The organism is Rhizobacter sp. (assembly GCF_031412075.1).
Lineage (GTDB): Bacteria > Pseudomonadota > Gammaproteobacteria > Burkholderiales > Burkholderiaceae_C > Rhizobacter.
Genome location: NZ_JANOCG010000405.1, coordinates 1 through 11,156 on the forward strand (window position 1 = coordinate 1; position 11,156 = coordinate 11,156).

Genomic DNA, 11,156 nt, shown 5'->3' on the forward strand with positions numbered 1-11,156 from the left:
AGCGGATTACCGCTTGTCGAGGCCCTGCGGAGGCCAGTTCTCAAGGCGTGCGCCCAGCGTTAGGCCGCGCGAAGCCAGCACTTCCTTGATTTCGTTGAGCGACTTCCGACCCAGATTCGGGGTCTTCAGCAGCTCGGTCTCGGTGCGCTGGATCAGGTCGCCGATGTAGTAGATGTTTTCGGCCTTCAGGCAGTTGGCCGAACGCACGGTGAGCTCGAGCTCGTCGACCGGGCGCAGCAGGATCGGGTCGAAGCTGCTGGAACGCTGGGCCGGCGCGTCGAAGGCGTCGACCAGGTCAGTACCTTGCAGTTGCGCGAACACGGCGAGCTGCTCGACCAGGATCTTGGCCGACGCACGGATCGCTTCCTCGGGCGAGATGGCGCCGTTGGTTTCGATTTCCATGACCAGCTTGTCCAGGTCGGTGCGCTGCTCGACGCGGGCGTTCTCGACGGCGTAGCTAACGCGACGCACCGGTGCGAACGAGGCGTCGAGGACGATGCGGCCGATGCTCTTGGTCGGCTCGTCACCGAAGCGGCGCATCGTGCCGGGGACATAGCCACGGCCCTTTTCGACCTTGATCTGCATGTCCAGCTTGCCGCCTTGCGACAGATGGGCAATGACGTGCTCGGGATTGATGATCTCGACGTCGTGCGGGGTCTGGATGTCGGCCGCGGTGACGGGGCCTTCGCCTTCCTTGCGCAGGACGAGGGTCACTTCTTCTCGGTTGTGCAGGCGGAAGACGACGCCCTTGAGGTTCAACATGATGTGAACCACGTCCTCTTGCACGCCGTCGATGGCCGAGTACTCGTGCAGCACGCCGGCGATCGTCACCTCCGTCGGCGCATAACCCACCATCGACGAGAGCAGCACACGGCGCAGGGCATTGCCCAGCGTGTGACCGTAGCCGCGTTCGAACGGCTCCAGGGTGACCTTGGCGCGATGACCGCCCAGGGGCTCCACGTTGATGGACTTGGGTTTGAGCAAGTTGGTTTGCATGAGGTCTTTCTTTCAATACCCTCGGTTCGTTACACCGATAAGGCTGAGGACCAGCCGGGTTGAGCCATCGAAGGGCCCCGATGAGACGGAAACCCGGACGAGGAAACGCCGACCGCGCTCTTGCGAGCGTGGTCGGCGGGGGAAAACATTAACGCGAGTACAACTCAACGATCAGCGATTCATTGATCTCAGCGCCGAACTCGTCGCGGTCCGGTGCCTTCTTGAACACGCCTTCGAGCTTGGTGCCGTCAACCGTCACCCAGGCTGGCAGGCCGATGGAGTCGGCGAGCTTGAACGACTCGGTCACGCGCAACTGCTTCTTGGCCTTGTCGCGCACGGCAACGGCGTCGCCAGCCTTGACCATGTAGGAACCGATGTTGACGACTTCGCCGTTCACCGTGACACCCTTGTGCGAAACCAGCTGGCGGGCTTCTGCGCGGGTCGAGCCGAAGCCCATGCGATAGACGACGTTGTCCAGACGCGATTCCAGCAGCTGCAGCAGGTTCACGCCGGTCGAGCCCTTGCGACGCTCGGCTTCAGCGAAGTAGCGGCGGAACTGACGCTCCAGGACGCCGTACATGCGCTTGACCTTCTGCTTCTCGCGCAGCTGCAGACCGAAGTCTGAGGTGCGCTGACCGGAAGTGCGGCCGTGCTGGCCGGGCTTGCTGTCGAACTTGACCTTGTCGCTGATGGCGCGGCGGGCGCTCTTCAGATAGAGGTCGGTGCCTTCACGGCGGGAAAGTTTGCCCGTGGGGCCGAGGTAACGTGCCACTTTGCGTGTCCTTATTCAATCTGACGCCAGACCTCGAACTCCGAGGTGAATGACGCGAGTCCAGCCGGTGTTTTTATGGGCTTGGACGGTGGGCTTGTGAGGGGCCCCCCGAAGGGCCGACTCAAGACTGAAGCCGGCGCAGCACATACGTGCCCGCCGGCTCCGGGAAAGCGCGCGATTATCGCACTGTCGTTCGAATCTGCAATATCCCTGTCACCGAAAGGTGCGCGGGAATCAAATGCGGCGACGCTTCTGCGGACGGCAGCCGTTGTGCGGCACCGGCGTCACATCAGAGATCGAGTTGATGCGAATGCCTAGTGCCGCCAAGGCGCGAACCGAAGACTCGCGACCCGGGCCGGGGCCCTTGATCCTGACGTCGAGGTTCTTGATGCCCTGCTCTTGAGCAGCGCGCCCAGCGACCTCAGCTGCCACCTGGGCTGCGAAGGGCGTCGACTTCCGAGAACCCTTGAAACCTTGCCCGCCCGAGGAAGCCCAGGACAAGGCGCCGCCCTGACGGTCGGTGATAGTGATGATCGTGTTGTTGAACGACGCGTGGACGTGCGCAATACCGTCAGCGACGTTCTTGCGGACCTTCTTGCGAACGCGCTGAGCCGCCGAATTGTTGGGAGCCTTTGCCATATTGACCTTCTTTCAGTTCGGGCAGCTTACTTCTTGCCGGTCGCAGCCGACTTGCGCGGACCCTTGCGGGTACGGGCATTCGTACGGGTGCGTTGACCGCGCATCGGCAGACCACGGCGATGACGGAAACCGCGGTAGCACCCGAGGTCCATCAATCGCTTGATGTTGATGGACTGCTCACGGCGCAGATCGCCTTCGATGGTCATCTGGTTAACGACATCACGGATCTTTTCGAGATCGGAGTCGTTCAAGTCCTTGACCTTCTTGTCGAACGGAATACCGCAGGTCGCGCAGATCTTCTGGGCGGTCGTACGGCCAATGCCGTAGATCGAGGTCAGACCGATCTCAGTGTGCTTTTGCGGCGGAATGTTGATACCAGCAATACGTGCCATGGTTGTCCTCTAGTCCTGTCGTGAGCGCTCGGGGCTTAGCCCTGGCGCTGCTTGTGGCGCGGGTCTGTACAGATCACGCGCACCACACCCTTGCGGCGGATGATCTTGCAATTGCGGCACATCTGCTTCACGGATGCCGAAACTTTCATGGTCTGCTCCTTGGCCTAACTTCTTCTGCGCTCACACGCAATCCGGGGGTTCAAACAGCTCACTTCGCCCGGAATACGATGCGAGCACGACTTAAATCTTTGGGCGTCAGTTCGACGGTCACTTTGTCGCCAGGAAGCCTTCGGATGTGATGCATCCGTATCCTGGCGGAGACGTGACCGAGCACAACATGCCCGTTCTCCAACTTCACCCTGAACCTTGCATTGGGGAGGTTCTCAAGAACCTCGCCCTGCATTTAATGACGTAATCTTTCGCCATGCCGCACGTTCATGAGTGTGGTCGCTGGAATCAATCTTGGTAAACGATCAGCTCCCCGCCCTCAGGTGGGCTTGAAGCTGGCCTTCTTCAGCAGTGATTCGTACTGCTGACTCATGACGTAACTTTGTACCTGCGCCCAGAAGTCCATCGTCACGACGACGATGATCAACAGGGAAGTGCCACCGAAGTAAAACGGAACGTTGTACTTCAAAGTCAAAAACTCGGGCAACAGACAAACCAGCGTGATGTAGATCGCGCCAGCCAGAGTGAGCCGCGACAGGATCTTGTCGATGTGCCTAGCGGTCTGTTCACCTGGACGAATGCCAGGAATGAACGCGCCACTCTTCTTCAGGTTATCTGCTGTCTCGCGGCTGTTGAACACCAGCGCCGTGTAGAAGAAGCAGAAGAACACGATGGCCGAGGCATACAGCAGCACATAAATCGGCTGCCCTGGACTGACTGCATTGGCCAGATCCTTCAACCAACGCAGACCATCGCCGGTTGCGAACCAACTCACCACCGTCGTCGGCAGCAAGATGATGGAGGACGCGAAGATCGGCGGGATGACGCCAGACATGTTCAGCTTCAGCGGCAGGTGCGACGACTGACCGCCGTAGACCTTGTTGCCAACCTGGCGCTTGGCGTAGTTCACCAAGATCTTTCGCTGCCCACGTTCCACAAAGACGACGAAATAGGTCACCAGCACAACCAACGAGATCACCACCAGCGCGGCCCCGTAACCCATTGCACCTGTACGCACAAGTTCAAACAGACCGCCAATGGCGCTTGGCAGGCCAGAGGCAATACCGGCAAAGATCAGGATGGAGATGCCGTTACCCAACCCCCGCTCAGTAATCTGTTCACCCAACCACATCAGGAACATCGTGCCAGCAACAAGGCTCGAGACTGCCGTCAGCCGGAAGCCGAAGCCAGGGTCGAGCACCAACCCGGCCGACCCTTCTAGCGCGATCGCGATAGAAAAACTCTGAAAGAGTGCCAGCCCTAACGTCGCATAACGCGTGTACTGGGTGATCTTGCGCCTGCCCGCCTCACCTTCCTTCTTCAGCTGCTCAAGCGTCGGGACCACATAGGTCATCAACTGCAACACGATGGAAGCCGAGATATAAGGCGTGATACCCAACGCGAACACGGTAAAGCGCGACATCGCACCACCCGAGAACATGTTGAGCAAGCCCAGGATGCCACCACCCTGATCCTTGAAGAACTGCTGAAGTTGGACCGGGTCGATGCCGGGAACCGGGATGTGGGCCCCGATCCGGTAGACAACCAGGGCCAGCAACAAGAACACAAGCCGACGACGAAGGTCGCCGAACTTGCCGCTCTTGGCCAGCTGATTCGCGTTGGTAGCCACGCTGGATCAGTTCCTTATGTCAGTTAAGCGACCGAGCCGCCTGCCGCCTCGATGGCCGCCTTGGCGCCCTTCGTGACGTTCACGCCCTTCAGCGTGACTTTGCGCTCGATGACGCCAGACAGGATGACCTTGACCGACTTGGCCAAGTGCGGGACCAGGCCGACAGCCTTCAGCGTCGACACGTCAATCTCTTCACCAGCCAGCCCCTGCAGGTCCGACAGGTTGATCTCGACGCTGTACTTGAGCGTCAGCGACTTGAAGCCGCGCTTGGGCAGGCGACGTTGAAGCGGCATCTGGCCGCCTTCAAAGCCAACTTTGTGGTAGCCGCCGGCACGAGACTTTTGTCCCTTGTGGCCGCGACCTGCAGTCTTGCCCAGGCCCGAACCAATGCCGCGGCCGACCCGGCGCTTGGCGTGCTTGGAGCCCTCTGCGGGCTTGATCGTGTTGAGTTCCATCGTCTTGTCCTCTTGCAGCTGTGCTTAAAGCACCTGCACCAGATAGGCGATCTTGTTGATCATGCCGCGCACGGCGGGCGTGTCTTCCAAGGTGCTTTGGCTGTTCAGCCGACGCAGACCCAGGCCGACCACGGTGGCACGGTGCGAGGCGCGGCAGCCGATGGGGCTACGCACCAGCTTGACCGTCACGGTTTTTTTGTCAGACATCTTGTGCTCCGCTGTGGCGATCAGTTGAAGATCTCTTCAACCGTCTTGCCGCGCTTGGCTGCGACCGAGGCCGGCGTGGTTGAACGCTTCAGCGCGTCCAACGTGGCACGGACCATGTTGTATGGGTTGGTCGAACCGTGGCTCTTGGTCACGATGTCGGTCACACCCATTACTTCGAAAACCGCACGCATCGGGCCACCGGCAATGACACCAGTACCGGCAGGCGCCGGGGCCATGATGACGTGCGCTGCGCCATGCTCACCCACCACGTTGTGATGGATGGTGCCATTCTTCAGGTTGACCTTGACCATATTGCGGCGAGCCGCTTCCATGGCCTTCTGCACCGCAACCGGCACTTCCTTGGCCTTGCCCTTGCCCATGCCGATGCGACCATCACCGTCGCCGACAACGGTCAGAGCAGCGAAGGACAGCGTACGGCCGCCCTTGACCACCTTGGTGACGCGGTTGACCGCAATCATCTTTTCCTTGAGGCCGTCGTCGTTGGCTTCAGCCTGCGCGCCGCGGGGTTGAAACTTTGCCATTTCGTATTCCTTGATGCGTCAGAACTGCAGACCGGCTTCGCGGGCTGCTTCGGCCAAAGCCTTGACACGGCCGTGATAGGCGAAACCCGAGCGATCGAAAGCGACCTTTTCGACGCCGGCAGCCTTCGCCTTCTCGGCGATCAACTTGCCAACCAGCGTGGCAGCAGCAACATTGCCACCGCCGCTCGCCAGTTGCTCGCGCACCGACTTCTCGGATGTGGACGCAGCCGCCAGCACCTTGCCGCCGTCGTCGGAGACGACTTGGGCGTAGATGTGCAGGTTGGAGCGGAACACCGTCAGACGGGCCACGCGCTGGATCGCAATGCGAACGCGGGTCTGGCGCGAACGACGCAGGCGTTGTTCTTTCTTGGTCATCATGGCGCTGCTCCTTACTTCTTCTTGGTCTCTTTGAGGGAGACCTTCTCATCCGAATAACGGATTCCCTTGCCCTTGTAGGGCTCAGGAGGACGGAAGGCCCGAACCTCAGCGGCGATCTGGCCAACAACCTGGCGGTCAGCGCCCTTGATGATGATTTCGGTCTGGGTCGGGCACTCGACCTTGATGCCGGCCGGCATGTCCTTCACCACAGGGTGAGAAAAGCCGATCTGCAGATTGAGCTTCTGGCCTTGAGCCTGGGCACGGAAACCCACGCCAACAAGATTCAGCTTGCGCTCGAAACCCTTGCCGACGCCATTGACCATGTTTGCCACCAGTGCTCGCATCGTGCCGCTCATCGCATCGGCTTCAGCCGACTCGTTGGCGGGCATGAAGCTCAGCTTGCCGGCTTCGTTCTTGACGGTGACAAGCTTGTTTGACGTACGCACCAGCGTGCCGTGCAAGCCCTTGACGCTGATCGACTCAGCACCGACGGTCACTTCCACGCCTTGCGGGACGGTGACCGGCATTTTTCCAACGCGGGACATTGTTCCTACTCCTTCGCTTAGGCGACGTAGCAGAGCACTTCGCCGCCGATACCGGCAGCGCGCGCCTTACGGTCCGTCATGACGCCCTGCGGGGTCGTGACGATCGCCACGCCCAGGCCGTTTTGGACCTGTGGAATATCGTGACGGCCTTTGTAAATGCGCAGACCGGGCCGGCTGACACGCTCGATACGCTCGATGACCGGACGGCCAGCGTAGTACTTAAGCGCGATTTCCAACTCGGGACGGGCGGCTTCACCGCGCACAGCGAAATCGTCGATGTAGCCTTCGTCCTTCAGGACCTTGGCAATCGCCACTTTCAGCTTAGACGACGGCATTGCGACGCTGGTTTTCTCGACGATCTGCGCATTACGAATGCGGGTCAGCATATCGGCGATGGGATCACTCATGCTCATTTGCGATTACTCCTATCGGCCGATTACCAGCTGGCCTTGACGACACCGGGGATGTCGCCCTTGAAGGCCAGTTCACGAATCTTGTTGCGGCCCAGCCCAAATTTGCGGAAAGTGCCGCGTGGTCGACCGGTCAATTCGCAGCGATTGCGCAGACGGGTCGGGTAGGCGTTGCGGGGGAGTTTCTGCAGTTCGAGGCGAGCGGCATAACGCTCTTCATCCGACTTCTTGCTGTCGTTGATGATGGCCTTGAGGTCTGCGTACTTCTTCGCAAACTTGGCGACGAGTGCTTCGCGCTTCAGTTCACGTTGCTTGATGGAGGTTTTAGCCACAGATCACCTCAGTTCTTGAACGGAAACTTGAACGCAGCCAGGAGAGCCTTGGCTTCGTCGTCCGTCTTGGCGGAAGTCGTGATGCTGATGTTCAGACCACGCAGAGCATCTACCTTGTCGTATTCGATCTCGGGGAAGATGATCTGCTCCTTGACGCCGATGTTGTAGTTGCCGCGGCCATCGAACGAACGACCGGAGATGCCCCGGAAGTCGCGAACACGTGGCAAAGCGATCGTCACGAAGCGGTCAAGAAATTCGTACATCTGGACGCCACGCAGAGTAACCATCGCGCCGATAGGCACAGCGTCACGGATCTTGAAACCAGCGATGGCCTTCTTTGACTTCGTGACCACAGGCTTTTGGCCTGCAATCTTGGTCAGGTCGCCGACGGCGTGATCCATGACCTTCTTGTCGGCGACCGCCTCACTCACACCCATGTTGAGCGTGATCTTGGTGATGCGGGGCACCTCCATGACCGACTTGTAGCCGAATTTCTCGACCAGGCCGGGCACGATTTTTTCGCGGTAATGCGTTTGAAGACGAGCCATGTCTGACCTCTTAAGCCTTGATCTCTTCGCCGGTCGACTTGAACACCCGCACCCGCTTGCCGTCGATGAGCTTGACGCCCACTCGATCAGCCTTGCCGGAAGCGGCGTTGAAGATCGCCACGTTGGATTGATGGATAGGCATGGTCTTATCGACAACGCCGCCGGTGGTGCCCTTCATGGGATTGGGCTTGACGTGCTTCTTGACGACATTGATGCCGTCAACCAACACGTGGTCGACATCACTGCGGGCGGACACTGTGCCGCGCTTACCTTTGTCGCGGCCGGTCAGCACAATGACCTGGTCGCCGGTTCGAATCTTGTTCATGGCTTACCTCAGACAGTGGGGGCTCAAAGCACCTCAGGAGCCAACGACACGATCTTCATAAAACGCTCGGTACGCAGTTCACGCGTCACCGGGCCGAAGATGCGGGTGCCGATCGGCTCCAGCTTGGCATTGAGCAGCACGGCGGCATTGCCGTCGAACTTGACGAGCGAGCCGTCCTGGCGACGAACGCCCTTGGCGGTACGGACCACCACGGCGCTGTAGACCTCGCCCTTCTTCACGCGACCACGCGGCGCAGCTTCTTTGATGCTGACCTTGATGATGTCGCCAATGTGCGCATAGCGGCGCTTGGAGCCGCCCAGCACCTTGATGCACTGAACGGACTTCGCACCAGTGTTGTCCGCGACATCAAGCCGCGATTGCATTTGGATCATGTCTGTCCCCAACTTGCCCCGAGTAGCAGCGAACTGCGCGTCGGTCAGTCTTGGGCCCGTAAGTCAAACAGCTTGGCGACTGGCGCTGTGCTGCCCAACGGTTGAGGGCGGATCCGAAGCCAGCATTGGCATCTGCGGAGCAGAGTGCACTGACGTTCGGCGAAGCTGCGCATTATGCATCGGCATTAGTTGCCCCGTCAACGCGTTCGTGCAGAAAGTTTCCAGAGCAGCCTCATCGGACCGCGCATGCACACCAGCTCAGACGCTCTTTGCCTGGCTCAGAAGCGTCGCCGCGTCACTGACCTCGAACTTGCCCGGTGCTTCGACATTGAGCGTCTTCACCACGCCGTCCTTGACGAGCATCGAATAGCGCTGCGAGCGCAGCCCCATACCTTTGGCCGTCAGGTCCAATGTCAGGCCAGTGGCCTGGGCAAACTGGGCGCTACCGTCAGCCATCATGCGCACCTTGCCGGCAGTCTTCTGATCACGGCCCCAGGCGCCCATGACGAATGCGTCGTTGACTGATACGCACCAAATCTCATCGACGCCAGCTGCTTTGAGCGCCTCTGCCGTCTCGACGAATCCAGGGACATGCTTCGCCGAACAGGTCGGCGTGAAGGCGCCAGGCAGAGCGAAGATAGCCACCAACTTTCCAGCGGTCGCCTTCTCGATATCGAAGCCATTGGGCCCCAACGTGCAGCCTGCGCCTTCCACTTCAATGAACTCCTGCAGGCTACCGGCAGGAAGCTTGTCGCCAATACTGATCATGTCGTTCTCCGGGGATAAAAGCAAAAAGCCGACACGCCGGTTTCCCTGCGTGTCGGCTCGTTCGGCAGTCGTGCGACAGCCGAAGGTTTTTAGACGGTCTCAGACTTCTCGACCAAGCGGGTCACAACCCAGCTCTTGGTCTTAGAGATCGGACGGCCTTCGCTGATCTCAACCACGTCACCGTTCTTGTACTCGCCCTTTTCGTCGTGGGCGTGGTACTTGCGGGAGCGGGCCACGATCTTGCCGTAGAGCTCGTGCTTAGCGCGACGCTCGACCAAGACGGTGACCGTCTTGGCGCGCTTGTCGCTGACCACACGACCGACGAGGGTGCGAGTGTTCTTTGTCACTTGAACTTGGGCCTCAGTCATTTCGTGGCCTCCTTCTTCTTTTGCGCCAGGATGGTCTTGGCACGCGCGATGTCGCGGCGGGTCTTGCCCAGCTGACTGTGGTTGGTCAGCTGCTGGGTGGCCTTTTGCATGCGCAGGCCGAAGTGGGCCTTGAGCAGGGCAGTCACTTCCTTTTCGAGGGCAGCGACGTCCTTGGCGCGGAGTTCAGTTACTTTCATCGTGTCTTCCTCATGTACCAACCTGGCGGGCCACGAAGGTGCAACGCAGCGGCAGCTTGGCAGCAGCCAGCGTGAACGCCTCGCGGGCCAGAGTTTCTGGCACGCCATTGACCTCGTAGATCACCTTACCGGGCTGGATTTCAGCCACGTAGTACTCGGGGTTGCCCTTGCCGTTGCCCATCCGAACTTCGGCGGGCTTTTGCGAGATGGGCTTATCCGGGAACACGCGGATGAAGATTCGACCACCGCGCTTGATGTGACGCGAAATCGCGCGGCGAGCCGCTTCGATCTGGCGGGCCGTCAGACGGCCGCGCTCGGTGGCCTTGAGGCCGAAATCACCGAAAGACACCGCGGCACCTCGGGTTGCAACACCCGTGTTGCGGCCCTTTTGCTCTTTGCGGTATTTACGACGAGCGGGTTGCAGCATGTTTATTCTCCTTTGGCCTCACCACCAGCCGCGGGGACCTTGCGGACCACGCGCTTGGCGGCGGGCTTGGCTGCGTCACCCGTGGGGGCTGCGGCAGCGGGCTGATCTGCTCCGTCACGCGGGCCACGGTCGCTACCCGGACGGCCGCGGCCACCAGGAGCACCCGGACGGGCATTACGGCGCGGGCGGCGATCGTCTTCGGCGCCTGCGGGGGTGTTGATGACCGGAGCCTCGCCATTGGCAAGACGGTCACCGCGGTAGACCCAGACCTTGACGCCGATGATGCCGTAAGTCGTCTTGGCCTCAGAGAAGCCATAGTCGATGTCGGCCTTCAGGGTGTGCAGAGGCACACGACCTTCGCGATACCACTCGGTACGAGCGATTTCGATGCCGTTCAAGCGACCAGCGCTCATGATCTTGATGCCCTGGGCACCCAGACGCATCGCGTTCTGCATCGCGCGCTTCATCGCACGGCGGAACATGATGCGCTTTTCGAGCTGCTGGGTGATCGAGTCGGCGATCAGCTGAGCATCGACTTCAGGCTTGCGCACTTCTTCGATGTTGACCGCGACGGGCACGCCCAGACGCTTGGTCAGCTCAGCCTTCAACGCTTCGATGTCCTCGCCCTTCTTGCCGATCACGACGCCCGGACGTGCCGAGTAGAT

The 11,156-nt window shown here is 60.3% G+C and carries 22 protein-coding genes; all 22 read right to left on the reverse strand.

What is annotated here, in order from left to right; translation table 11 throughout:
- Positions 1-6: 6 nt before the first annotated feature.
- On the reverse strand, positions 7-996 hold the full coding sequence (locus RMO40_RS15265; protein ID WP_309723058.1) for a DNA-directed RNA polymerase subunit alpha: 990 nt from the start codon (positions 994-996) through the stop codon (positions 7-9).
- 148 nt (positions 997-1,144) lie between these two features.
- Entirely contained in the window at positions 1,145-1,768 is a 624-nt protein-coding gene (rpsD, locus tag RMO40_RS15270) for a 30S ribosomal protein S4 (RefSeq protein ID WP_309723061.1), read from the reverse strand.
- Positions 1,769-2,002: 234 nt separating this feature from the next.
- Positions 2,003-2,407 (reverse strand): 30S ribosomal protein S11, encoded by a 405-nt coding sequence (rpsK, locus tag RMO40_RS15275; RefSeq protein WP_077036443.1) that lies wholly within the window; start codon positions 2,405-2,407, stop codon positions 2,003-2,005.
- A gap of 26 nt (positions 2,408-2,433) precedes the next feature.
- Positions 2,434-2,799 carry a 30S ribosomal protein S13 gene (gene rpsM, locus RMO40_RS15280; RefSeq protein ID WP_309723067.1) on the reverse strand — a complete coding sequence of 122 codons (366 nt, stop codon included), beginning with the start codon at positions 2,797-2,799 and terminating at the stop codon, positions 2,434-2,436.
- A gap of 35 nt (positions 2,800-2,834) precedes the next feature.
- Positions 2,835-2,948, reverse strand: a complete 114-nt coding sequence (rpmJ, locus tag RMO40_RS15285; RefSeq protein ID WP_056194202.1) for a 50S ribosomal protein L36 — start codon at positions 2,946-2,948, stop codon at positions 2,835-2,837.
- 59 nt (positions 2,949-3,007) lie between these two features.
- Positions 3,008-3,202, reverse strand: coding sequence for a translation initiation factor IF-1 (gene infA, locus RMO40_RS15290; protein ID WP_309723085.1), 195 nt, complete (start codon positions 3,200-3,202; stop codon positions 3,008-3,010).
- Positions 3,203-3,286: 84 nt separating this feature from the next.
- Positions 3,287-4,597: a preprotein translocase subunit SecY gene (gene secY, locus RMO40_RS15295; protein ID WP_309723088.1), complete on the reverse strand. Its 1,311-nt coding sequence runs from the start codon at positions 4,595-4,597 to the stop codon at positions 3,287-3,289.
- A gap of 23 nt (positions 4,598-4,620) precedes the next feature.
- Positions 4,621-5,052, reverse strand: coding sequence for a 50S ribosomal protein L15 (gene rplO, locus RMO40_RS15300; protein ID WP_309723092.1), 432 nt, complete (start codon positions 5,050-5,052; stop codon positions 4,621-4,623).
- 24 nt (positions 5,053-5,076) lie between these two features.
- Positions 5,077-5,259 (reverse strand): 50S ribosomal protein L30, encoded by a 183-nt coding sequence (gene rpmD, locus RMO40_RS15305; protein WP_056194210.1) that lies wholly within the window; start codon positions 5,257-5,259, stop codon positions 5,077-5,079.
- Between the two features lie 20 nt (positions 5,260-5,279).
- Complete coding sequence (gene rpsE, locus RMO40_RS15310; RefSeq protein WP_309723098.1) at positions 5,280-5,801, reverse strand: 30S ribosomal protein S5; 522 nt, start codon at positions 5,799-5,801, stop codon at positions 5,280-5,282.
- A gap of 18 nt (positions 5,802-5,819) precedes the next feature.
- Positions 5,820-6,179 carry a 50S ribosomal protein L18 gene (rplR, locus tag RMO40_RS15315; protein WP_309723101.1) on the reverse strand — a complete coding sequence of 120 codons (360 nt, stop codon included), beginning with the start codon at positions 6,177-6,179 and terminating at the stop codon, positions 5,820-5,822.
- 11 nt (positions 6,180-6,190) lie between these two features.
- Entirely contained in the window at positions 6,191-6,724 is a 534-nt protein-coding gene (gene rplF / locus RMO40_RS15320) for a 50S ribosomal protein L6 (RefSeq protein WP_309723104.1), read from the reverse strand.
- Between the two features lie 17 nt (positions 6,725-6,741).
- Positions 6,742-7,137 (reverse strand): 30S ribosomal protein S8, encoded by a 396-nt coding sequence (gene rpsH / locus RMO40_RS15325; RefSeq protein WP_056264788.1) that lies wholly within the window; start codon positions 7,135-7,137, stop codon positions 6,742-6,744.
- Positions 7,138-7,160: 23 nt separating this feature from the next.
- Positions 7,161-7,466 (reverse strand): 30S ribosomal protein S14, encoded by a 306-nt coding sequence (gene rpsN / locus RMO40_RS15330; RefSeq protein WP_309723109.1) that lies wholly within the window; start codon positions 7,464-7,466, stop codon positions 7,161-7,163.
- A gap of 8 nt (positions 7,467-7,474) precedes the next feature.
- Complete coding sequence (rplE, locus tag RMO40_RS15335) at positions 7,475-8,014, reverse strand: 50S ribosomal protein L5 (RefSeq protein WP_309723113.1); 540 nt, start codon at positions 8,012-8,014, stop codon at positions 7,475-7,477.
- A 10-nt stretch (positions 8,015-8,024) separates the two neighbouring features.
- The gene (gene rplX / locus RMO40_RS15340) at positions 8,025-8,339 is read right to left on the reverse strand and encodes a 50S ribosomal protein L24 (protein ID WP_309723116.1); all 315 of its coding nucleotides are present in this window, start codon (positions 8,337-8,339) and stop codon (positions 8,025-8,027) included.
- A 23-nt stretch (positions 8,340-8,362) separates the two neighbouring features.
- Positions 8,363-8,731: a 50S ribosomal protein L14 gene (rplN, locus tag RMO40_RS15345; protein WP_056194233.1), complete on the reverse strand. Its 369-nt coding sequence runs from the start codon at positions 8,729-8,731 to the stop codon at positions 8,363-8,365.
- Between the two features lie 258 nt (positions 8,732-8,989).
- Positions 8,990-9,499, reverse strand: a complete 510-nt coding sequence (locus RMO40_RS15350; RefSeq protein ID WP_309723124.1) for a redoxin family protein — start codon at positions 9,497-9,499, stop codon at positions 8,990-8,992.
- An 89-nt stretch (positions 9,500-9,588) separates the two neighbouring features.
- Positions 9,589-9,867, reverse strand: coding sequence for a 30S ribosomal protein S17 (rpsQ, locus tag RMO40_RS15355; RefSeq protein WP_309723127.1), 279 nt, complete (start codon positions 9,865-9,867; stop codon positions 9,589-9,591).
- Positions 9,864-10,064 (reverse strand): 50S ribosomal protein L29, encoded by a 201-nt coding sequence (gene rpmC / locus RMO40_RS15360; RefSeq protein ID WP_309723130.1) that lies wholly within the window; start codon positions 10,062-10,064, stop codon positions 9,864-9,866. The genes rpsQ and rpmC overlap by 4 nt, the downstream gene beginning before the upstream one ends.
- Positions 10,065-10,074: 10 nt before the next feature.
- Positions 10,075-10,491, reverse strand: coding sequence for a 50S ribosomal protein L16 (gene rplP / locus RMO40_RS15365; protein WP_056264769.1), 417 nt, complete (start codon positions 10,489-10,491; stop codon positions 10,075-10,077).
- Between the two features lie 2 nt (positions 10,492-10,493).
- The coding region (gene rpsC / locus RMO40_RS15370) for a 30S ribosomal protein S3 (RefSeq protein WP_309723136.1) at positions 10,494-11,156 on the reverse strand (663 nt) is incomplete at its 5' end.

Excerpts from the sequence above, each read along its gene's own strand:
- RMO40_RS15265 (WP_309723058.1), bottom strand. The coding sequence starts at position 996 with ATGCAAACCAACTTGCTCAAACCCAAGTCCATCAACGTGGAGCCCCTG.
- rpsK (WP_077036443.1), bottom strand. The coding sequence starts at position 2,407 with ATGGCAAAGGCTCCCAACAATTCGGCGGCTCAGCGCGTTCGCAAGAAG.
- rpsM (WP_309723067.1), bottom strand. The coding sequence starts at position 2,799 with ATGGCACGTATTGCTGGTATCAACATTCCGCCGCAAAAGCACACTGAG.
- rpmJ (WP_056194202.1), bottom strand. The coding sequence starts at position 2,948 with ATGAAAGTTTCGGCATCCGTGAAGCAGATGTGCCGCAATTGCAAGATC.
- infA (WP_309723085.1), bottom strand. The coding sequence starts at position 3,202 with ATGCAGGGCGAGGTTCTTGAGAACCTCCCCAATGCAAGGTTCAGGGTG.
- rplO (WP_309723092.1), bottom strand. The coding sequence starts at position 5,052 with ATGGAACTCAACACGATCAAGCCCGCAGAGGGCTCCAAGCACGCCAAG.
- rpmD (WP_056194210.1), bottom strand. The coding sequence starts at position 5,259 with ATGTCTGACAAAAAAACCGTGACGGTCAAGCTGGTGCGTAGCCCCATC.
- rpsE (WP_309723098.1), bottom strand. The coding sequence starts at position 5,801 with ATGGCAAAGTTTCAACCCCGCGGCGCGCAGGCTGAAGCCAACGACGAC.
- rplR (WP_309723101.1), bottom strand. The coding sequence starts at position 6,179 with ATGATGACCAAGAAAGAACAACGCCTGCGTCGTTCGCGCCAGACCCGC.
- rplF (WP_309723104.1), bottom strand. The coding sequence starts at position 6,724 with ATGTCCCGCGTTGGAAAAATGCCGGTCACCGTCCCGCAAGGCGTGGAA.
- rpsH (WP_056264788.1), bottom strand. The coding sequence starts at position 7,137 with ATGAGCATGAGTGATCCCATCGCCGATATGCTGACCCGCATTCGTAAT.
- rplE (WP_309723113.1), bottom strand. The coding sequence starts at position 8,014 with ATGGCTCGTCTTCAAACGCATTACCGCGAAAAAATCGTGCCCGGCCTG.
- rplX (WP_309723116.1), bottom strand. The coding sequence starts at position 8,339 with ATGAACAAGATTCGAACCGGCGACCAGGTCATTGTGCTGACCGGCCGC.
- rplN (WP_056194233.1), bottom strand. The coding sequence starts at position 8,731 with ATGATCCAAATGCAATCGCGGCTTGATGTCGCGGACAACACTGGTGCG.
- RMO40_RS15350 (WP_309723124.1), bottom strand. The coding sequence starts at position 9,499 with ATGATCAGTATTGGCGACAAGCTTCCTGCCGGTAGCCTGCAGGAGTTC.
- rpsQ (WP_309723127.1), bottom strand. The coding sequence starts at position 9,867 with ATGACTGAGGCCCAAGTTCAAGTGACAAAGAACACTCGCACCCTCGTC.
- rpmC (WP_309723130.1), bottom strand. The coding sequence starts at position 10,064 with ATGAAAGTAACTGAACTCCGCGCCAAGGACGTCGCTGCCCTCGAAAAG.
- rplP (WP_056264769.1), bottom strand. The coding sequence starts at position 10,491 with ATGCTGCAACCCGCTCGTCGTAAATACCGCAAAGAGCAAAAGGGCCGC.